Source organism: Rhodoferax sp. TH121 (assembly GCF_002251855.1).
Classification (GTDB): domain Bacteria; phylum Pseudomonadota; class Gammaproteobacteria; order Burkholderiales; family Burkholderiaceae_C; genus Allorhodoferax.
Map to the genome: position 1 here is coordinate 333,433 of NZ_NOXW01000021.1, position 20,576 is coordinate 354,008.

Consider the following 20,576-nt stretch of genomic DNA (forward strand, 5'->3'; position numbering starts at 1 on the left):
GGTTCTCCGGTGAAAGTCACTTGGTAATCGGGATGAAACTGGGGCATTGTGGGCTATATTTGATGCACTGTTTCAATCCCTGTGCCACGAGGAAACCCCATGAAAGTCAGCGATATCCTGCGCGTCAAAGGCGGTACGCTTTTCACCACCACGCCAGAGGACAGCCTGGCCGATGCCGCCCAGCTGATGGCCGAGAAGGATATTGGCTCGCTGGTGGTTATTTCCCACGGCTTGGTGGTAGGCATGCTGACCTTCCGCGAGGTGATTCAGGCCGTCGTCAAAAACGGCGGCTCCTTCGGTACCACCAGCGTCTACCGCGCCATGGACCCCGGCCCACTGACCTGCACCATGGAAACCGAGATGGACGAGGTGCGCCGGATGATGCTGGAGCGCCACGCGCGCTATATGCCCGTGATCGACAACCGCCTGCTCATGGGGGTGATCAGTTTCTACGACGTGGCCAAGGCCGTGGTGGACAGCCAGAATTTCGAGAACAAGATGCTCAAGGCCTACATCCGAGACTGGCCTGAAGGTGAGGCTGAAAAGCCCCAGGCAGAAAACACCTGAGCCTAGTTGTCGTTTGCGTGGATCATGTCCCGCACCCGCGGGTAGATTTGCTGGTTCCACTTGCGTCCACTGAACACACCATAGTGCCCGACCCCGGTTTGCACATGGTGTGTTTTTTTATAGGGGCGCACGCCGCTGCATAAATCTTGCGCAGCCACCGTCTGGCCCACGGCACAAATGTCGTCGCGCTCGCCTTCCACGGTCATCAGCGCCGTGCGGCGAATGGCTGCAGGGTTGACGATACGGTCTTTGTAGCTGAGCTTGCCTAGTGGCAGGTCGTAGGTCTGGAACACTTTCTCCACCGTCTCCAGATAAAACTCGGCCGGCAGGTCGTTCACCGCGAGGTACTCGTCGTAGAACACGCGGATGATGTTGGCTTTCTCCAGATCACCGTTCACCAGGTGCTGGTACAGGTCTTTGAAGGACTGCTTGTGGCGGTCCAGGTTCATGCTCAAAAACGCGCTGAGTTGCACAAAGCCCGGGTAGACGCGGCGCATGTAGCCAGCGTGCGGCAGGGGTACGTGGCTGATCAGGTTCTTCTCAAACCAGTCAATGGGTTTGCTCACCGCCAGCTTGTTGACCTCGGTCGGGTTCACGCGGCAGTCCACCGGACCCGCCATCAGCGTCAGGCTGCGCGGTTGGGCCGGGTCGTCGTCTTCGGCCATGAGGGCCGTGGCCGCCAGTGCTGCCACGCAGGGCTGACACACCGCAATCACATGGGTGCCCGGGCCGATGGTTTGGGTGAAGCGGATCATGTGGGCTATGTAATCGTCCAGCCCAAACGGGCCATGGCGCAGCGCCACATCGCGGGCGTTGTGCCAGTCAGTGATGTACACGTCGTGGTCTTGCAGCAGCGTGCGCGCGGTCTCGCGCAACAGCGTGGCAAAGTGGCCGGAGAGCGGCGCCACCAGCAGCACCTTGGGCTGGGGCTCTGCCGTGGCCTCCTGTTTTTGGAAGTGGAGCAGGGTGCCAAAGGGCATGCTCAGCACGGCGTGTTCTGCCACCGCAATCTCACGGTCGCCCACCTTGACGCTGTCGATGCCATAGGCGGGGCGGGTGTGGGTGAGCCGCAGGCGCGACAGCACTTCCATACCCGCGGCCATTTTGCGCAGCATGCTGCCTTCGGTCTGGTTCATCCACAGCGAGGCGCCCAGGCTTTGTGCCATCAGGCGCAGGGGCGAGGTGAGGTCGGACTGGGTTTGGTAGGCCTGGTACAGCATGGTGGTCCTGTGGTCAAAGCGGCTTGTGGCCGGGTGAACAGCTTGCAGGCAAGTTATGGGCCAAGGTGTTGGCACAAGCCTTGCGACGGGACGGGCATTCCCTTTTCCGCGCGAGGAGCATCCCATGGCCAAGGCAGTTCTGACCATCAGTAGCAAAAACTATGGGGCTTGGGCCTTGCGCGGATGGCTGATGGCCAAGCTGGCAGGTCTGGATTTCTCTGAAAAGGTGATTTCCCCAGACGACCCGGCCATGAAGGCGGAGATGCTGCTGCTCTCCAGCAGCATGTTGGTGCCTTCCTTACAACACAACGGGGTGAACGTGTGGGACACGTTGGCAATTGGGGAGTACCTCAACGAGGTCAAACCCAAAGCCGGGCTCTTGCCCGCTGACATCAAGGCGCGCGCGCACTGCCGCGCAGTGTGTGGCGAGATGCATTCTGGCTTTGCCTCGTTGCGCGGTGCTTTGCCCATGAACCTTAAGGCGCATTTCCCGGGGTTCAAGGTCTGGTCGCGCGCGCAGGCTGATATCGACCGTGTGTTGGCCATCTGGACCGAGTGCCTGCAGCAGTATGGCGGCCCCTACCTGTTTGGCAAACAGCCTTGCCTCGCGGATGCGATGTACGCCCCCGTAGTGACGCGTTTTCTGACCTACGACGTGGCCATCGACAAGGCGGCTGCGGCCTACTGCAAGCGCATCATGGCGCTGCCTGCCATGCAGGAGTGGGTGGCGGCTGCGAAAGCCGAGCCCGAGGAAATCGACGAGCTCGACGCGGAGTTCTGAAAATTATTCCCACGGCGTGGGCGCTGGCACCGCACATACCGGGTCCACGTCAATCGATTTGAAATCGGCGGGCGAGACGATTTCCAGATATTCCATGTCCGGCGAATAGTCGAAGAGGTAGTGGCGGATGCCGGGGCGTTGGTGCACCACGTCACCGGCCTGCACCAAGGTCTCTTTGTCCTCGTACATGAACTTGGCCCAGCCCTTGGTCATGATGACAATCTGGAAATCTGCCTCATGGCGGTGCCATCCGGTGCCTGTTTCTGGTGCCATATTCGCCTTCACCAGGTGCGCAATCACCTTGCCGTGCGTGGCTTCTGCCACACCGAGATCGCGGTACAGGAAAAAATCGCGCAGTCCGCCCGACACAAATTGCGTGTCCTCAGGCTTGACGTGGGAAAACTGGGTGCTGGTGCGGTCTAGCATGGCTCACTCCTGTTCAAACAAGCGGGAAACACTGAAATGGTGCGCTGCAGCACGATGCATAAAGTGTTCCAGCCTCAGGTGCGTGTAGCCCGGTCTGGGATAATTCGCCCACTATGAGCGGCAACACCTTCGGACACACCTTCACCGTCACCAACTTTGGTGAATCCCACGGCCCGGCCATTGGCTGCATCATTGACGGTTGCCCCCCCGGCATGGCCCTGACAGAGGCTGATATCCAGATCGACCTGGACCGCCGCCGCCCTGGTACCAGCCGCCACGTGACCCAGCGCAACGAGCCCGATGCGGTGCAGATCTTGAGCGGTGTGTATGAAGGCAAGACCACCGGCACGCCGATTGCGCTACTCATTCAGAACACCGACCAGCGCAGCAAGGACTACGGCAACATCCTGGAGACCTTCCGTCCCGGCCACGCCGACTACAGTTACTTCCAGAAGTACGGCATCCGCGACCCACGTGGTGGTGGCCGCTCCAGCGCCCGGCTGACAGCGCCCATGGTGGCGGCCGGGGCCGTGGCCAAGAAGTGGCTCAAGGAAAAGTTCGGTACCGAATTCCGCGGCTGCATGACCCAAGTGGGCGAGTTGCCCATTGCCTTTGAGAGCTGGGAGCACGTGCCCCACAACCCGTTTTTTGCCCCGGTGGCCGATGTGCAGGCGCTGGAAGACTACATGGACGCACTGCGCAAGGCGGGCGATTCTTGCGGCGCCAAAGTGCGCGTGACTGCGACCAACGTGCCCGTGGGCCTGGGCGAGCCGCTGTTTGACAAGATGGATGCGGACATTGCCTACGCCATGATGGGCATCAACGCCGTCAAGGGCGTGGAGATTGGCGCCGGTTTTGCCAGCGTGGCGCAGCATGGCACCACGCATGGCGACAGCCTCACCCCCAATGGCTTTGCTAGCAACAACGCGGGTGGCGTATTGGGCGGCATCACCACCGGGCAAGACCTGGAAGTGAGCATTGCCATCAAGCCCACCAGTTCCATCATCACGCCGCGCGACTCCATCGACTCGCAGGGGAACCCCACGCAGGTGATCACCAAGGGCCGCCACGACCCCTGTGTGGGCATACGTGCCACCCCCATTGCCGAGGCCATGCTGGCCCTGGTGGTGATGGACCATGCGCTGCGCCACCGCGCGCAGTGCGGTGATGTGGTGCCCGCGCTCACGCCCATCGCAGGCAGCGTTTGAGTACCGTGGCCGCGTCCCCGGCGCAGCCTGGCAAGCGCCACCAGATCATGCCGTTCGCCGCGCTGACGGCGGCCTACTGCGCCCATGCGGGCTTCTTCAATCCTTTTCTTCCGCTGTGGCTCAAAGACCTGGGCCTGAGCCTGGTGGTCATCAGTGTGCTGACCTCGGTGCAGGCGGCCACGCGCATGTTTGCGCCCTACGCCTGGGGCACGCTGAGTGACCGTACCGGTGAACGGGCCAAGCTCTTGCGCTGGGGCGCACTCACGGCGCTGGTGGCCTCGGCGGGGCTCTGGTTCAACGGCGGGGCGTGGTGGCTGGCGGCGGTGCTGCTCATCATGTTCACCCAGACCAGCGGCATGATGCCCATGACCGAGGCCGCAGTGGCCCATGTGGTGAGTCAGGGCGGGAGCTTTGATACCAAGCTCTATGGCCGTGTGCGCCTGTGGGGCTCCTTGGGGTTCATGCTGGCGGTGCTGGGCGCCGGGGCCTGGTTTGAGCATGTAGGCATGCGCAGTTTTCCGCTCATCGTGAGCGTGAGCCTGGTGGTGCTGGTGGTGTTTGCCTACCGCATGCCCGATGTGAAAGAGGCGCACCACGCCACGGCAGGTGCAGCATCGCTACCCATGGGCCCGGTGCTGGCGCAACCCGCGGTGCGCTGGCTATTTGCCTCGGTGTTTTTCCATGTGCTCTCGCACATGGGCATCTACACCTTTTTCTCGCTTTACATGGATTCGCTGGGGTACAGCAAAACCATGATCGGCCTGCTCTGGGCGGTGTCGGTTACCGTAGAGATTGGCTGGTTCTTTACCCAAAGCCGCTGGATGCCGCGGGTGAGCCTGACCGGATGGCTGGTGTTGTGCGCCTTGGTGATGGTGTTCCGCATGGCGGTGACCGCCTCGCTGGCCTCGGTGCTGTGGGTGCTGGTGATCGCCCAGGCCCTGCATGCGCTGACCTTTGCGGCCCACCACAGCGCCTGCATTGCGCTGGTGTCGCACCACTTTCCGGGCAGCCTGCGCGGGCGTGGCCAGGCGCTGTACATCATCATTGGCTATGGCATTCCGGGCGTGCTGGGCGGGCTGCTGGGCGGCCAGCTCAGCCAGCACTTTGGGCTAGGCAGTGTGTTCTGGGGCACATCTGTCATGGCGGTGTTGGCCACGGCCTGTGCCTACAAAGTCTGGCGTTTGCGCCACCCTGCGGCGCTGCCTGCCGCGTAACCGTTTTTCTACAAGGACGTCCTCATGAAAACCGCACTCATCCTCAATGGCCCCAACCTCAACCTGCTGGGCACGCGCGAGCCCCAGGTCTATGGCTCGCAGACCTTGGCTGATGTGGAAGCGCTGTGCGAACGCGCCTGCCAGACCCACGGCTTCACGCTGGACTTCCGCCAAAGCAACCACGAAGGCACGCTGGTGGACTGGCTGCATGAAGCTGGACGCCTGCATGCGCAGGGCAAGCTGGCTGGCGTGATCCTGAATGCCGGGGCCTACACCCACACCAGCGTGGCCCTGCACGACGCCATCAAAGGCACCGGCATCACGCTGATCGAGCTGCACATCAGCAACGTGCACGCCCGCGAAGCCTTCCGCCACCACTCCTACATCTCGCCCGCCGCCAAAGCCGTGATGGCGGGCTTCGGGGTCAATGGCTATGCCTTGGCAGTGGCTGCGCTGGCGGGGATGCAATAAGAAAGTTTTAAGCCTTTTGGGCCTCTAGCCCTTGTGATACATGCGCAAGCAGCTATTGAATTCATAGCAATTTTGCATCTGGTTCACGGAGCTTACGCCGCTGACAGCACGGATACGCCCAGTTTTCGAAACCCATGCACCGTCGCCGCGGCCGTGTCGCTCGGCACCACCAGCGCCGCCAGTGTGTTGACCGGCGCAATCACAAACGCGGACGCGGTCATGAGTTTTTCGCTGGAGGCCAGCACCACTGTCTCTGCAGCGCGCGCGCTGAGTGCGCGCTTCACATCGGCTTCCTCGCCGTCGCCCGTGCTCAGGCCCGCTTCGGGGTGCACGCCCGTCACGCCCATGAAGAACAGGTCTGCGCGGTAGCGGGTGGCCGCGTCGATCACGGCGGCGCCTACGTTCACCATGGAGTGGCGGTACAGGCGCCCGCCCAGCATGATGATGTCGATGTGTGTGTGCTGCGCCAGTGCCACGGCCACCGTGGGGCTGTGGGTGACGACGGTGGCGCGCAGGTCGGGGGCCAGGTGGCGCGCCACCTGCAGCGCGGTGGTGCCGCCATCCAGCAGCACCAGCTGCCCAGGTTTGACCATGGCTGCACCGGCGCGGCCCAGTGCCACCTTGTCGGCGGGCGACACCGTGCTGCGCGTGCCCAGGTCGGCCACCGCCGCGGAGGCGGGCAGGGCGCCGCCGTGCACGCGCTGCAGCTTGCCCTCTTGCGCCAGCTCGCGCAGGTCGCGGCGGATGGTGTCTTCGGAGGTGCCCAGCTCTTCGGCCAGGGCCTTGGCCAGCACCTGGCCCTGGGTGGCCAGGCGTTGCAGGATCAGCTGTTTGCGTTGGGTGGTGAGCATGAAAGTGGGTGCACATGTTTGCACGAAATTGCGCGATAGTGCATGATACTGCGCAATCAGGAGGTTTCCATGTCCCCGTCCGTTTCTGCCCCCACGCTGGCGCCCGCACCCGCAGTGCGCATCATCGACACCGAGCTGCTGTCCAACAACTGGTACAGGCTCAGCAAGGTCACGTTTGACTTTCAGCGCCGCGACGGTAGCTGGCAGCGCCTGAGCCGCGAGGCCTATGACCGGGGCAATGGCGCCACGCTGCTGCTGTTCAATGCCCGGCGCGGCACGGTCATCCTCACGCGGCAGTTCCGCTTGCCAACCTTTGTGAATGGCAATGCCAATGGCATGCTGATCGAGGCCTGCGCGGGCCTGCTCGATGGCGCCGAGCCCGAGGCCTGCATTCGTCGCGAGGTGCAGGAGGAAACCGGCTTTCAGATCGAGTCACCGCGCAAGATCTTTGAGGCCTATATGAGCCCCGGCTCGGTGACGGAGAAGCTGCACTTTTTTATGGCCGAGTACGAGAGCCACCAGCAAACCGGCGAAGGTGGGGGCCTGGCCCACGAGGGCGAAGACATTGAGGTGCTGGAGCTGCCGCTGGCCACAGCGCTGGCCATGGTGCAGAGTGGCGAGATTCAGGATGGCAAGACCATCATGCTGCTGCAGCACGCGGCGCTGCAGGGGCTGGCGGGCTTGCGGGTTTAGGGGCGCTTGCCTGCGGTGATGCCACGCACATAGTTTTGCGCGACCGCCTGGACGTCCACTTTCTTGAGGCCTGCATTCAGGGTCTGTAGCATGGCTTGGGCGCGCGGGCTGGCGTTGAAGCACACATACAGGGGCAGGCGGCCAGTGACGGGTTGTTTGGCCAGTTCCAGGCCGTGTAACTCGTGTTCCCGTTGGAGGTAATTAAAAACCAGCAAATCAACCGAGGCATAGTCCACCCGTTGTGCCAGCACCTTACGCAGGTTGGCCAGGTCGTTGATGGCGACATCGGCTAGGACTCGTTTGCTTTCCATCAGCGTAGTCAGTTCCGGGCCATTGTCATAACCCTCCACCACGCCCACGCGTTTGCCTTCCAGGTCTTGGGTGGTTTGCCATTGCGGCCTGCCTTTGGCTTGGGCCAGGCCAAACTGGAAATAGCCAATCGGGTCGGAGGTGGTGCCTTTGGCAGCGCTGCATTCGAGCCGGGAGGCCGAGTAAAAGCCGAGTACCGTGTTGCTGCCCCCCATGGCGGTCTTGACTGCGCGGTTCCAGGGGTAGACCTGCACTTGCAGCGTGTGGCCGCTGTAGGCCAGGGCCTGGCGCAAGACCACCGACAGAAAGCCCTGTTCGGCAATCGCGCCGGAGTAGGGTGGCCAGTCCAGCGTGGCAAGTTCCACCTTCTCCGCCCACGCCGCTTGGCTGCAGCCCAGCACCAGCGCCATGCCAGCCAGTACGGTCCGTAGCATGCAGTGAAGGCGTGGGAGGCGGTGGATCAAGATGTCAACAAAAGTAAATGTATTTAGCAAAGATTCTGGCATGCCCGCCCTGCGCCAGCCTTACTTAGGCGCGCCACAGGGGCAACTCAAACGCATTGGCCAGAAAGTCCACCATGGCGCGCACCTTGCCCGGCAAATGTTTACGGGTGGGGTAGACGGCGTGGATGCCCAGTGTTGGCCCGCGCAAATCGGGCAAGACCCGCACCAGACGGCCTGCGCGTACATCGTCGTCCACCAGAAAACCGGGCTGGTAAATCAGGCCCTGGTCTGCCAGCGCGGCGGCGCGGCAGGTGTCGCCACTGTTGGCGCGCAAGCGGGGGTGCGTGGTCACGCTGTGGGGCTGGCCTTGCGCATCGGTCAGCGTCCATACATCACCGCCAGACCATAACGAGTAGGCCATCACACTGTGCTGGGCCACATCGTCCAGCGTGGTGATGGGCGGCGCGCTGCGCAGGTAGGCGGGCGAGGCGCACAGCAGCACTTCGTCGTGTGCCAGCGCGCGCGACACCAGCGACGAGCTGGCCAAGAGCGCAATGCGCACCGCCATGTCGTAGCCCTCGTCCACCAGGTCCACTACGCGGTCGGTCAGCGTGATGTCGAGTTCCACCTGCGGGTGCAGCTTCAAAAACTCACCCCACAGCGGCGCCAGGTGCAGGTTGCCAAAGGTAAGCGGCGCATTGATCTTGAGGCGCCCACTCACCACGCCGGTGCCTGCGCTCACGATGGTGTTGGCGTCGTTCACGTCTTCCAGAATCTGGCGGCAACGCTCTACGTACTCGCTGCCTGCGTCGGTGAGCGAGAGGCGGCGTGTGGTGCGGTTCAGCAGCCGGGTGTTGAGCGCGGCTTCCAGCTCCAGCACCAGGCGGGAGACCACGGCCTTGGAGGTGTCCAGCCGCTGGGCGGCCTGCACAAAACTGCCGGCCTGCACCACAGCCACAAAGGCCTGCATCTGGCGAAACTGGTCCATGGCGCTGGTCGTGTTTGTGCGGCTTCAGGGCACGATGGTGGTGAACAAATAGGTGGCCAACAGCACCAGGTGCACCGTGCCTTGCAGCACCGTGGTGCGCCCGGTACTCAGCGACAGGCTGCAGACAAACAGCGACAACAGCAGCAGCACGCTGGACTTGATGTCCAGGCCTAACGTCAGCGTCCAGCCAGTGGCCAGGGACACGATGGCCACGGCCGGAATGGTGAGGCCAATGCTGGCCAGGGCCGAGCCCAGCGCCAGGTTCAGGCTGGTTTGCAGGCGGTTGGCCCGCGCCGCGCGGTAGGCCGCCAGGCCTTCGGGCAAGAGCACCACCATGGCAATGATGATGCCGACCACCGCCTTGGGGGCACCCGCACTGGCCACGGCCGCCTCAATCGTGGGGGCCAGCGCTTTGGCCAGCAGCACCACAGCCACCAGGCCTAGCAACAATAGGCCGGCGCTGATGGCGGCGTGTTTGCCGCTGGGCGGTTGGGCATGCACTTCTTCGTTGGTGGTGGCCTCGGTGGGCAAAAAGTAATCGCGGTGGCGTACGGCCTGCACCAGCACAAAGGTGCCGTAGAGCACCAGCGACACGATGGCTACAAAGGCCAGCTGGCTGGGGCTGTAGACCGGGCCGATCACGCTGGTGGTGTAGTTGGGCAGCACCAGCGTGAGCACCGCAATGGCGGCCAGCGTGGTGAGCGATGCGCTCACACCCAGCTGGCCAAAGGTCTGCTCGCGGTAGCGGCTGCCACCGGCCAGCAGGCAGATGCCCACAATGCCGTTGAGGATCAGCATCACCGCAGCAAAGACGGTGTCACGCGCTAGCGCCGTAGTCTCGGGGCCGCTGGCCAGCATCATGGAGACGATCAGTGCGACCTCAATGACCGTAATCGCCAGTGCCAGCACCAACGTGCCATACGGCTCGCCCACTTTGTGCGCCACCACCTCGGCATGGTGCACCGCCGACAGCACGGTGCCCACCAGCCCGGCGGCCAGCAATGCCACCCACCAGCCGCCCGACAGGCCGAACATGCTGCCCGCCAACAACACGCAGCCCACGATGGGCCAGGCCACAGACCAAAGAGGGAGGGGGACTTGCTGGTGCATACGGGGCTTTCTTCAAAAATGGCGGTTGGACCATATTGTCAATAAAACAAGGACATTGAATCAATGGCTTGCATATTTATCTTTGGTTTATGCGCTTTTACAGTGCAGGCATTACTTTTGAACTCCGCAAGGAATTGCCATGCCCACGTTGCCCAGCCTATTTGTCTCCCACGGCGCGCCGCTTTTTGCGGTGGATACTGGCACCACTGGCCCTGCATTGACGGCTTGGGGGGCGACCCTGCCGGCCGACTTGCGGGGCATCGTCATCATGTCGCCGCACTGGATGGCGCGCAGCCCTGCGGTGATGACCACCGCCCAGCCCAGCACCTGGCACGACTTTGGTGGTTTCCCGCCCGCGCTGTATCAGCTGAATTACCCCGCGCCAGGCAGCCCGGCGCTGGGGCAGGAGGTGATTGCCGCGCTGCAGGTGGCTGGGATCGGCGCCAAGCCAGACGACACCCGCCCGATGGACCACGGCACTTGGGTACCGCTGATGCACCTGCTGCCGCAGGCGAAGGTGCCGGTGGTGCAGGTCGCTTTGCCCATGGGCTATGGCCCGCGCGAGGTCTACGCCATGGGCGCGGCCCTGGCGAGCCTGCGTGCGCAGGGGGTGCTGGTCATGGGCTCGGGCAGCATGACGCACAACCTGGCGGAGTTTTTTGGGGGGGAGCGCGAGGTCGCTCCCTATGTCACCGAGTTCAGCCGCTGGATTGAAGACAAGCTGAGCAGCGGCAACCTGGATGCGCTCTTGACCTACCGGGCCCAGGCGCCCCATGCCAGCCGGGCCCATCCCAGCGAAGACCATTTCTTGCCCCTGTTTTTCGCGCTTGGCGCCGCAGGGCCCGATGCCCGGCCCGACTACCTGAGCCGCGAGGTGATGTACAGCATGCTGGCCATGGATGCGTTCACCTTGCAGTAATCGGCCAATTTAAGGCTCCAATTGGCCTTGGAGGGCGTGGATACTGCGCGAATAGCTCCTGAATTAGGAGCAAAAGTGCCTGCTTTCGCTTGCCAAGTGAGTTAAAGAAGTTTTGTATTTATTTCGATTGTTTCGAATTTGTCGTATTTGCAAGTGACAATAGGGGCCTGAACAACTCGGGCGCAGCCACTGCGCGCACACCATGGCCCCACCCAGCGCTACCGTCGGCAACCCGCTGCCCACCTTGCAGGGCCTGTTTGTGCAACTCAAAACCACGTTTGCACAGCATGTGGAGGTTGCCGATGGACCTAAAAACCGGCTGCTGCGTGTGGCCGGGCTGGAGCTGCCCCTGCCGACGGACGCAGGCGAGTCGCGCGCACTGTTGGACGCCGTGTGCGAACGGCTGGCTGAGGTCGCGGCGTTTGGCATCGCCTCGGCGCTGACTGAGGCGTCGGCCCACGGGACGCGCCAGCGCATGGAGCTGGTGAGTGCCCTGGCCCAGTTGGAGGCCACAGCCGGCAGCGTGCCCGCACAGCCATCCGCCCGCCGGGTAGACGCGGCCAGCGACCTGCTCACCACCGCCGAAGTAGCCGCCCAACTGGGGATGAGCCGCCCCTATGTCTCCATGCTGTGCGACCAGGGCAAGCTCGGCGAGGTCACCCGCTCTGAAGGTGGCCACCGCCGCATTGCCAAGCAAGCGGTGGACGACTACCTGCGCACCCACGCGCAAGCCCCCAACCCTGTGCCCTGAGACACCATGGAACACTCTCTCAGCCTCATCACCACCCTTGCCGCCGGTTTTGGCTTGGCGCTCATCCTCGGCTTTGTGGCCGCCAAGCTCAAGCTGCCTGCGCTAGTGGGCTACCTGCTGGCAGGCATCATGATCGGCCCGGCGACGCCGGGCTTTGTGGCCGATGCCCAGATCGCCTCCCAGCTGGCTGAGGTGGGCGTGATGCTGCTGATGTTTGGCGTGGGGCTGCATTTCTCCATCGACGACCTGATGGCCGTGCGCAAGATTGCCCTGCCCGGTGCCATCGTGCAAATCGTGGTGGCCACGGCGCTGGGGGCTGGTGTGGCGTTGTTCTGGGGCTGGTCGCTGGGGGCGGCCTTGGTGTTTGGCGTGTCGCTGTCGGTGGCCAGTACGGTGGTGCTGCTCAAGGCGCTGGAGAGCCAGGGCCTGACCGATGCGGCGGATGGCCGCATCGCCATTGGCTGGCTGGTGGTGGAAGACCTGGCCATGGTGCTGGTGCTGGTGTTGTTGCCTGCATTGGCGCCCTCGCTGGGGGGCAAAGCGGCGGCTACTGACCGCAGCACGGCCATGACGATTGCCATCACGCTGGGGCAGGTGGGGGGCTTTGTCGCCTTCATGCTGGTGGTGGGGCGGCGCCTGTTTCCGTGGATTCTCTGGCAGGTCACCAAGACGGGTTCGCGCGAGCTGTTCACCCTGAGCGTGGTGGCCGCGGCGGTCAGCATTGCCTATGGTTCAGCGGCCTTGTTTGGCGTGTCGTTTGCGCTCGGCGCTTTTTTTGCCGGTATGGTGCTACGGGAGTCCGAATTCAGCGCCCGCGCGGCAGAGCAAACGCTGCCGCTGCAAGATGCATTTGCGGTGCTGTTTTTTGTATCCGTGGGCATGTTGTTTGACCCCATGGTCCTGGTGGAGGAGCCGCTGCATGTGCTGGCCACGGTGGCGGTCATCGTCTTCGGCAAAACGCTGGCCGCCGCCGCGCTGGTGCTGGCGCTGGGCTACCCGGCGCGCACGGCGCTGGTGGTGGCGGCGAGCCTGGCCCAGGTGGGGGAGTTTTCTTTCATCCTCGCCGGCCTGGGCATGGCGCTGAACCTGCTGCCCAAAGAGGGGAACAGCTTAATCCTGGCCGGTGCACTGATCTCCATCGCCCTCAACCCCGTGGTGTTTGGCACGGTGCAGCCGTTGCTGCAGTGGCTGCAGCGCCATCCCAAGCTGGCGGCGCGCCTGGAGCTGGCGTCCAACCCTCTGGCTGAGCTGCCCATGAGCACCGAGGCCAAGTACCTGGCCAACCAGGTGGTCTTGGTGGGCTGGGGCCGCGTGGGCAAGCTGATTGCCGGCGCGCTGACCGAGCGTGGCATTCCCTTTGTGGTGGCCGAGTCCAACCGCGAGGCGGTGGAGTCTTTGCGCGGGCAGGGCATCCCGGCTGTGTGGGGCGACGCCACCGAACCCATGGTGCTGGTGCAAGCCCATATCCGCGAGGCGCGCGCCCTGGTGATTGCCACCCCCGAGACCCTGCAGGTGCGCGGCATGGTGGAAGTGGCGCGCACGCTCAACCCCGACATTGCCGTGGTGGTGCGCAGCCACAATGTCGAAGAAGCCACACGGCTGGAGCGCGACGGCGCAGGCACCGTGTTTGTAGGCGAAACGGAGTTGGCCAAATCCATGATTGGCCACGTGCTGGGCCTGGTGGCACCGGCAGCAACACCCCGCCACTGATTGCATTGGCCATCGCAAATATGCATGAAAGTGGGCTCTAGAGCCGATGGAATGTGCGCAAACAGCTCCTGTTTTAGGAGCAATTTTTGACAGGATCACCCATGTCCTATATCGATTGCTACCTCGCTCCGGTCCCCCGCGAGCACCGTGTGGACTATGAGGCGCTTGCGCGCTTGTCGGCCATGGTGGTCAAGGCACATGGCGCGCTGCGGGTGATGGAGGCTTGGCTCGACGATGCCGGGCCGGACGCCTCAAGCTACCATGGGGAGAGCACGCGAGCGCGGGCGCATGCATATGGAAGTTTTGTACGCGCCGCCGGTGCGCAGGACGGAGAAACCGTGGTCATGTCCTGGGTGGTGTGGCCTGACAAAGCCACACGGGACGCGGGCATGGCCGCGTTCACCAGTGACCCGCGCATGCAACTGGAAGGGCAACCTCCTGTCTTTGATGGCACCCGCCTGATTGCTGGCGGGTTCTTGCCCATGCTGGCAGACGAGGCCTGAACCCTTGCATCGCTCTGGGCTTTAGCACTCCACAATATTCACCGCCAGCCCGCCGCGCGCCGTCTCCTTGTATTTGGTCTTCATATCCGCGCCGGTTTCGCGCATAGTCTTGATGACTTTGTCCAGGCTCACGAAGTGGCTGCCGTCGCCGCGCAACGCCATGCGGGCCGCGTTGATGGCTTTGACGGAGGCAATGGCGTTGCGTTCGATGCAGGGGATTTGCACCAGCCCGCCCACCGGGTCGCAGGTCAGGCCCAGGTGGTGTTCCATGCCGATCTCGGCTGCGTTTTCTACCTGTTGGGGCGTACCGCCCATCACGGCACATAGTGCCGCAGCGGCCATGCTGCAGGCCACTCCCACTTCACCCTGACAACCGACTTCAGCCCCGCTGATGGATGCGTTTTCCTTGTAAAGGATGCCGATGGCGGCGGCGGTGAGCAGGAAGTCGATGACGCCCTGGTCATTCGCGCCGGGCACAAAGCGCGTGTAGTAGTGCAGTACGGCGGGGATGATGCCGGCTGCGCCGTTGGTGGGCGCAGTGACCACGCGGCCACCGGCGGCGTTTTCCTCGTTCACGGCCAGCGCGTAGAGGTTCACCCAGTCCAGTACCTGCAGCGGGTCGCGCAGAGCCTCCTCAGGTTTGCTCACCAGTGCATCGCGCAGGGCTTTGGCGCGGCGTTTGACCTTGAAGCCGCCGGGCAACACGCCCTCGGTGGCGCAGCCGCGCTGCACGCAGGCCTGCATCACCTGCCAGATGCGCAGTAGCCCTGCGTCGATGTCCGCATCGCTGCGCCAATGTTGCTCGTTGCGGCGCATGATTTGCGCAATGCTGAGGTTGTGTTGTGCGGCCAGCTGCAGCAGTGCCTCGCCGCTGGTGAAGGGCAGGGGCAGCACGGTGGCGTCGGGCGCAATCACTTTTTGCCGCGTGCCATCGGCCGCTACCTCGTCACTCACGATAAAGCCGCCGCCCACCGAGTAGTAGATGCGCTCTTGCAGCTCATTGCCCGCCGCATCCAGCGCCACAAAGCGCATGCCGTTGGCGTGAAAGGGCAGGGGTGCGCGCATGAAGAGCAGGTCGTCCTTCTCGTGGAAAGCGAAGCCGTGCACGCCACCCAGTGTGATGCGCTGGCTGCTGCGGATCTGCGCCAGCGTGGGCGCAATCTGCTCCACCTCCACCGTGTCGGGCTCCATGCCACTGAGGCCCAGCAGCACTGCCACATCGCTGGCGTGGCCTTTGCCCGTTGCCCCCAGCGAGCCATGCAACCAGCAGCGCACCTTGGCGGTTTGCGCCAGCAGGTTTGCGTGCTGCAGACGCGCTACAAACTGCCGCGCCGCCCGCATGGGCCCCACGGTGTGCGAGCTGCTGGGGCCGATGCCGATCTTGAAGAGATCAAATACGGATACTGCCATGGGGTGCTCCTCGTGGGTTAAGTGTGGATGAAGTAGCTTGCGTTGCAAAGTGCTGTTGCACATGCCCTACCAATTGGTGCGCGGTGATGGCCGACAACGTCCAGCCCAGGTGGCCGTGGCCGGTGTTGTAGAACACATTGGCGCGCTTGCCCCGGCCCACGCGCGGCAGCATATTGGGCATCATGGGGCGCAGGCCGGCCCAGGGTTCGGCCCGGCGGGTACTCACGCCGGGGAAGCATTGGTTGACCCATTGAATGAGCGGGCGGATGCGGTCGGCGCGAATGTCGTGGTTGAGGCCGTTGAACTCGGCGGTGCCCGCCACGCGGAAACGGTCCTGGCCCAGGCGGCTCGTCACCAGCTTGGTTTCGTCGTCCAGCAGGCTCACCTGCGGCGCAGCCAGCTGACTGGCTTCGTCGCTCAGGTGCACGGTGATGGAGTAGCCCTTGACCGGGTAGATGTTGAGCCGGTCGCCCAGCTGCGCGGCAATACCACGGCCATGCACACCGGCGCACACCACGATGCCGTCAAACGTCTGGGTCTCGGTGCCGGCTTCACTCTGTAGCACCAACTCGGCGCGTGTGCCATCGGCAGATGCCTTCAACACCTGATGGCCATACAAAAACGTCACACCCAGCCGGGCGCAGGCCTGCGACAGGCCGTGCGTGTATTTGTGGATGTCGCCCGTGGAATCGCTCTCGGTGTAGTAGCCCCCGTAGTACTGGCCCTGCAGTGTGGGCTCGATCGCGCGCATCTCGTCAGGCGTTACCGCACGGCGCGGCAGGCCACCGGCCGCCAGCATGGTGGACACGGTGCCTGCATGGTCAAAACCTGCCTTGTTGCGGTAGATGTGCAAGATGCCTTTGCGCTTGTGGTCGAAGTCAATGCCTTCTTTTTCGGCCCAGCCAAACAGGTGCTCACGCGCAGCAATGGCCAGGCGCGCGGTGGCCTCGGTGTTGTCGCGGTAACGGGGAATAGCGGCCACAAACTCGGCCATCCAGCTCAGCTTGTGCCAAGTGGGCGTGGGGTTCATCAACAAGGGCGCGTCCTTGGTGAACATCCATTTGAGCCCCTTCACGATCGTGCTGGGGTGGGTCCAGACCTCGGCATTGGACGCGGAGAGCTGGCCGCCGTTGGCATAGGACGTCTCCATGCCCGCGTAGCGGTGTTTCTCAATCAGGGTGACCTGGTAGCCCGCGTTGGCCAGGGTGTAGGCACTGGTGACGCCGGTGATGCCGCCGCCGATGATGGCTATGTGTTTCATAAAGCACTCTCGCAAAGAACAGTCGCAAACAAAGAAGTCGCCCACCCACACACCATGTGCCGGTGACGACCCCCTCTGTTTGAGACCTGAGAGATTCACCGCCGGCCTTGTGGGCCAGCGGCTTGCTCCTGCGGTGTGCCGCGGGACTGACCGCGACAGCTCTTCAGAGTGCTCAGGGATGCAAGATCCCTACCGTAGCGGTCCTGGTTGCCTGAGAGTTTCCGGGGTGGTTGCTCCTTCGGCGCTGGTGCTGGTAAGGCACCAGGCTCTCCCGCTACGGTGCCAGGTCGGGCCTGGCCAGGGTGGCTGCACGCAATGCAGTGCCACCCTGAATTTCCAATTTAGCCTTCTGCGTATTCCGCCAAGGGCACGCAGCTGCAGAACAGGTTGCGGTCGCCATAGACGTTGTCTACGCGGCCCACACTGGGCCAGTACTTCACGGCTTTGAGGCTGGCCACCGGGAAGGCACCCACCTCGCGGCTGTAAGGACGGTCCCACTCGCCGCCCAGCAGGCTGGCCGCTGTGTGCGGAGCATGCTTGAGTGGGTTGTTGTCTTGCGGCCATTCGCCTTTCTCCACGCGTGCAATCTCGCCACGGATGGCGATCATGGCGTTGACGAAGCGGTCCAGCTCGGCCAGCGTTTCGCTTTCGGTGGGTTCCACCATCAGCGTGTTGGGCACCGGGAAGGACAGCGTGGGTGCGTGGAAGCCGTAGTCCATAAGCCGCTTGGCCACGTCTTCGGCCATCACGCCGCAGGTGTCCTTGAAGTGGCGCAGGTCCAGAATGCATTCGTGCGCAACGTGCCCGTTGGCGCTGGCGTACAGCGTGGGGTAGTGGTCGGCTAGGCGCGCGCTGATGTAGTTGGCGGCCAGGATGGCGGCTTCGGTGGCGTGCTGCAGGCCGTCCGGGCCCATCATGCGGCAATACATCCAGCTGATCGGCAGCACGGCCGCATTGCCCAAAGGCGCGGCACTCACCGCACCGGTGCCGGGCACACCACCTGTGGCGTGGCCAGGCAGGAAGGGCACGAGGTCAGCTACCACGCACACGGGGCCCACGCCAGGACCGCCACCGCCGTGGGGAATACAGAAGGTTTTGTGCAGGTTCAGGTGGCTCACGTCGCCGCCAAACTCGCCGGGGGCCGCAGTGCCCACCAGGGCGTTCATGTTGGCGCCGTCCACATACACGCGGCCGCCGTGCTGGTGTACCAGGGCGCACAGCTCTTTCACGGAGGTTTCAAACACACCGTGGGTGCTGGGGTAGGTGATCATCACAGCGGCGAGGTTGGCGCTGTGTTGCTCGCACTTGGCTTGCAGATCGGCCATGTCCACGTTGCCGTTCTCGTCGCACTTGGTCACTACCACTTGCATGCCCACCATCTGCGCGCTGGCCGGGTTGGTGCCGTGGGCGCTGCTGGGGATCAGGCAGATATTGCGATGTGCCTGGCCCTTGCTGGCATGGTAGGCCTGGATCGTCAACAGACCCGCGTATTCACCTTGGCTGCCCGCATTGGGCTGCAGGCTGATGCCGGCGTAGCCGGTGGCGGCACACAGCCAAGCGCGCAGCTGCGCGTCCAGCTCGGCGTAGCCCTGGCGCTGGTCCGCAGGAGCAAAGGGGTGGATGTTGGCGAACTCGGGCCAGGTGATGGGGATCATCTCGCTGGTCGCGTTGAGCTTCATGGTGCACGAGCCCAGCGGGATCATGCTGCGGTCCAGCGCCAAATCCTTGTCGCTCAGCATGCGGATGTAGCGCAGCATGCCGGTTTCGGAATGGTGGGTGTTGAAGACCGGGTGCGTCAGGAACTTGCTCGTGCGGCGCAGCGCGGCGGGGATCAGCGTGTCCACGCTGCCTTCCAGTGCTTCCACCGTGGGCAGGGCCTGGCCGTCTTTGGCAAACAGGCTCCAGATCAGCGCCAGGTCAGCCCGCGTGGTGGTTTCGTCCAGGCTGATGCAGAGGTAGTCTTTGAAGTAAATGCGCAGGTTAGCCCCCGCAGATACTGCGCGAGCAGCTATGGAATTTGTAGCGCCGTCAGTCTTCAGTGTCACCGTGTCAAAGGTGGCTTGGGCGCGCAACGGGGCGCCCAGTTGCTCCAGGCCCTTGGCCAGAATGGCGGTGAACTTGGCTACGCGCTGGGCGATGCGGGTCAGGCCTTCGGGGCCGTGGTACACGGCGTACATGCTGGCCACGACGGCGGGCAGCACCTGCGCAGTACAGATGTTGGAGGTGGCTTTTTCGCGGCGGATGTGTTGTTCGCGCGTTTGCAGCGCCAGGCGGTAGGCGGGGTTGCCATGCGTGTCGATGCTGACGCCCACAATGCGGCCGGGCATGGAGCGCTTGTACTCGTCGCGGCAGGCCATGTAGGCGGCGTGGGGGCCGCCGTTGCACAGCGGCATGCCGAAGCGCTGGGTGGTGCCGACCACGATGTCGGCGTCAAACTCGCCGGGGGGCGTGAGCAGGGTCAGCGCCAGCAGATCGGCGGCCACGATGAAGGCGGCGTTCTTGCTGTGTGCCAGCTTGACGTCGGCGCGCAGGTCATCAATGCGGCCGCTGGTGGCGGGGTACTGGGCCAGCACGGCGAAGTAGTCGCCGGCCATGGCAGCTTCCCACTCGGGTGCGGAGTTGGCCAGCGCGACGGTGATGCCCAGCGGCTTGGCGCGGGTCTGGATCACCTCGATGGTTTGCGGGTGGCAGTCGCCAGCCACCACAAACACATTGCTCTTGCTCCTGACCGAGCGCTTGGCCAGCGTCATCGATTCGGCCGCGGCGGTGGCTTCGTCCAGCATGGACGCATTGGCCATGGGCATGCCGGTCAGGTCGCAGACCATGGTCTGGAAGTTGACCAGCGCTTCCATGCGTCCCTGGGAAATCTCGGCCTGGTAGGGCGTGTAGGCGGTGTACCAGGCGGGGTTTTCCAGGATGTTGCGCAGGATCACGCCAGGCGTGTGCGTGCCGTAGTAGCCCTGGCCAATAAAGCTCTTGAGCACCTGGTTCTTACCTGCCAAAGCCTTCAACTCTGCCAGCGCTGCCGCCTCCGTAATCGCTGCGGGAATGTCCATCGTGCTGCTGCGCGCGATGGAGCGCGGCACGATGCTGTCGATCAGCGCGCGGCGCGAGGTCTCGCCAATCGCTTTGAGCATCAGCGCTTCGTCAGCCGCGTCGATGCCGATGTGGCGTGCGTGGAATTCGCTGGCGTTTTCCAGCTGGGCGAGAGTGGGGGCAGAGGTCGTTGGCATGGACGTTCAGGCTTGTTGTTAGTGGGTGAGAAGGCAATTTTTCGACGGGCCGCCCCTAGAAAAATTAGCCCCCTCGGGGGGCAGCGACCCGCGCAGCGGCGGAGCGTGGGGGCCAGCTTAGCCCGCGGAGAAGGCGGTGTAGCTGGTCTCGTCCATCAGGCCGTCGAGTTCGGCGGCATTGGACAGCTTGACCTTGAAGAACCAGCCAGCGCCCAGTGGGTCGGTGTTGGCCAGACTGGGGTCAGCGCGCAGGGCCTCGTTGACTTCGGTGATCTCGCCAGTCACGGGCATGTAGACGTCGGCGGCGGCCTTGACGGATTCCACCACGCCGGCGACGGCCTTGGCGTCGATGGACGCGCCGACTTCGGGCAGATCCACAAACACCACGTCGCCCAGCGCATCTTGTGCGTGGTGCGTGATGCCGACGGTGGCGATGCCGCCTTCAACCTTGAGCCATTCGTGGTCGGGGGTGTATTTGATCGTCATGGGAAACTCCTGAAAACGGGTA

The 20,576-nt window shown here is 63.7% G+C and carries 20 protein-coding genes and 2 riboswitches; of the genes, 10 read left to right on the plus strand and 10 right to left on the minus strand.

Annotated features, from left to right (window positions below; translation table 11 throughout):
• Positions 1–99 precede the first annotated feature (99 nt).
• Positions 100–567 (plus strand): CBS domain-containing protein, encoded by a 468-nt coding sequence (locus CHU94_RS11590; protein ID WP_094479986.1) that lies wholly within the window; start codon positions 100–102, stop codon positions 565–567.
• Positions 568–569: 2 nt separating this feature from the next.
• On the opposite strand, the gene CHU94_RS11595 is transcribed toward CHU94_RS11590, so the two are convergent.
• Positions 570–1,787 (minus strand): polyhydroxyalkanoate depolymerase, encoded by a 1,218-nt coding sequence (locus tag CHU94_RS11595; protein WP_094479988.1) that lies wholly within the window; start codon positions 1,785–1,787, stop codon positions 570–572.
• A 124-nt stretch (positions 1,788–1,911) separates the two neighbouring features.
• On the opposite strand from CHU94_RS11595, the gene CHU94_RS11600 reads away from it, so the two are divergent.
• Positions 1,912–2,568 carry a glutathione S-transferase gene (locus tag CHU94_RS11600; RefSeq protein ID WP_094479990.1) on the plus strand — a complete coding sequence of 219 codons (657 nt, stop codon included), beginning with the start codon at positions 1,912–1,914 and terminating at the stop codon, positions 2,566–2,568.
• A 3-nt stretch (positions 2,569–2,571) separates the two neighbouring features.
• On the opposite strand, the gene CHU94_RS11605 is transcribed toward CHU94_RS11600, so the two are convergent.
• A complete protein-coding gene (locus CHU94_RS11605; RefSeq protein ID WP_094479992.1) occupies positions 2,572–2,994 on the minus strand; it encodes a cupin domain-containing protein in 423 nt (140 codons plus the stop codon).
• A 113-nt stretch (positions 2,995–3,107) separates the two neighbouring features.
• Here CHU94_RS11605 and aroC point away from each other — a divergent pair, with 113 nt between their 5' ends.
• The 3 genes from aroC to aroQ are packed head-to-tail and all read left to right on the plus strand — an operon-like array spanning position 3,108 to position 5,887.
• Positions 3,108–4,202, plus strand: a complete 1,095-nt coding sequence (gene aroC / locus CHU94_RS11610) for a chorismate synthase (protein WP_094479994.1) — start codon at positions 3,108–3,110, stop codon at positions 4,200–4,202.
• A gap of 5 nt (positions 4,203–4,207) precedes the next feature.
• A complete protein-coding gene (locus CHU94_RS11615) occupies positions 4,208–5,416 on the plus strand; it encodes an MFS transporter (RefSeq protein ID WP_369597400.1) in 1,209 nt (402 codons plus the stop codon).
• 24 nt (positions 5,417–5,440) lie between these two features.
• Complete coding sequence (gene aroQ / locus CHU94_RS11620; RefSeq protein WP_094479996.1) at positions 5,441–5,887, plus strand: type II 3-dehydroquinate dehydratase; 447 nt, start codon at positions 5,441–5,443, stop codon at positions 5,885–5,887.
• A gap of 92 nt (positions 5,888–5,979) precedes the next feature.
• Here the strand turns inward: aroQ and CHU94_RS11625 are convergent, their stop codons facing one another.
• Positions 5,980–6,738: a DeoR/GlpR family DNA-binding transcription regulator gene (locus CHU94_RS11625; protein ID WP_094479998.1), complete on the minus strand. Its 759-nt coding sequence runs from the start codon at positions 6,736–6,738 to the stop codon at positions 5,980–5,982.
• 69 nt (positions 6,739–6,807) lie between these two features.
• Here CHU94_RS11625 and nudK point away from each other — a divergent pair, with 69 nt between their 5' ends.
• Positions 6,808–7,431: a GDP-mannose pyrophosphatase NudK gene (gene nudK, locus CHU94_RS11630; RefSeq protein ID WP_094481030.1), complete on the plus strand. Its 624-nt coding sequence runs from the start codon at positions 6,808–6,810 to the stop codon at positions 7,429–7,431.
• On the opposite strand, the gene CHU94_RS11635 is transcribed toward nudK, so the two are convergent.
• From CHU94_RS11635 to CHU94_RS11645, 3 genes are all read right to left on the minus strand, one after another.
• Positions 7,428–8,174, minus strand: a complete 747-nt coding sequence (locus CHU94_RS11635; RefSeq protein ID WP_176452013.1) for an ABC transporter substrate-binding protein — start codon at positions 8,172–8,174, stop codon at positions 7,428–7,430. The genes nudK and CHU94_RS11635 overlap by 4 nt on opposite strands.
• A 94-nt stretch (positions 8,175–8,268) precedes the next feature.
• Positions 8,269–9,171, minus strand: a complete 903-nt coding sequence (locus CHU94_RS11640; protein ID WP_094480002.1) for a LysR family transcriptional regulator — start codon at positions 9,169–9,171, stop codon at positions 8,269–8,271.
• 24 nt (positions 9,172–9,195) lie between these two features.
• The gene (locus tag CHU94_RS11645) at positions 9,196–10,281 is read right to left on the minus strand and encodes a calcium:proton antiporter (RefSeq protein WP_094480004.1); all 1,086 of its coding nucleotides are present in this window, start codon (positions 10,279–10,281) and stop codon (positions 9,196–9,198) included.
• A gap of 139 nt (positions 10,282–10,420) precedes the next feature.
• On the opposite strand from CHU94_RS11645, the gene CHU94_RS11650 reads away from it, so the two are divergent.
• From CHU94_RS11650 to CHU94_RS11665, 4 genes are all read left to right on the plus strand, one after another.
• On the plus strand, positions 10,421–11,200 hold the full coding sequence (locus CHU94_RS11650; protein ID WP_094480006.1) for a class III extradiol ring-cleavage dioxygenase: 780 nt from the start codon (positions 10,421–10,423) through the stop codon (positions 11,198–11,200).
• Between the two features lie 202 nt (positions 11,201–11,402).
• Positions 11,403–11,951, plus strand: a complete 549-nt coding sequence (locus CHU94_RS11655) for a helix-turn-helix domain-containing protein (protein ID WP_094480008.1) — start codon at positions 11,403–11,405, stop codon at positions 11,949–11,951.
• 6 nt (positions 11,952–11,957) lie between these two features.
• Positions 11,958–13,661, plus strand: coding sequence for a YbaL family putative K(+) efflux transporter (ybaL, locus tag CHU94_RS11660; RefSeq protein ID WP_094480010.1), 1,704 nt, complete (start codon positions 11,958–11,960; stop codon positions 13,659–13,661).
• 101 nt (positions 13,662–13,762) lie between these two features.
• A complete protein-coding gene (locus tag CHU94_RS11665; protein WP_094480012.1) occupies positions 13,763–14,164 on the plus strand; it encodes a DUF1428 domain-containing protein in 402 nt (133 codons plus the stop codon).
• A 21-nt stretch (positions 14,165–14,185) separates the two neighbouring features.
• Here CHU94_RS11665 and CHU94_RS11670 read toward each other — a convergent pair whose 3' ends face one another.
• From CHU94_RS11670 to gcvH, 4 genes are all read right to left on the minus strand, one after another.
• Positions 14,186–15,574, minus strand: a complete 1,389-nt coding sequence (locus tag CHU94_RS11670; RefSeq protein WP_094480014.1) for an L-serine ammonia-lyase — start codon at positions 15,572–15,574, stop codon at positions 14,186–14,188.
• Complete coding sequence (locus tag CHU94_RS11675; protein ID WP_094480016.1) at positions 15,555–16,835, minus strand: D-amino acid dehydrogenase; 1,281 nt, start codon at positions 16,833–16,835, stop codon at positions 15,555–15,557. The genes CHU94_RS11670 and CHU94_RS11675 overlap by 20 nt, the downstream gene beginning before the upstream one ends.
• 65 nt (positions 16,836–16,900) lie before the next feature.
• Positions 16,901–17,012, minus strand: a riboswitch (glycine riboswitch).
• A gap of 11 nt (positions 17,013–17,023) precedes the next feature.
• Positions 17,024–17,119: riboswitch (glycine riboswitch) on the minus strand.
• 57 nt (positions 17,120–17,176) lie between these two features.
• Positions 17,177–20,068, minus strand: coding sequence for an aminomethyl-transferring glycine dehydrogenase (gene gcvP / locus CHU94_RS11680; RefSeq protein WP_094480018.1), 2,892 nt, complete (start codon positions 20,066–20,068; stop codon positions 17,177–17,179).
• A gap of 117 nt (positions 20,069–20,185) precedes the next feature.
• A complete protein-coding gene (gene gcvH / locus CHU94_RS11685) occupies positions 20,186–20,554 on the minus strand; it encodes a glycine cleavage system protein GcvH (protein WP_094480020.1) in 369 nt (122 codons plus the stop codon).
• Positions 20,555–20,576: the final 22 nt, after the last annotated feature.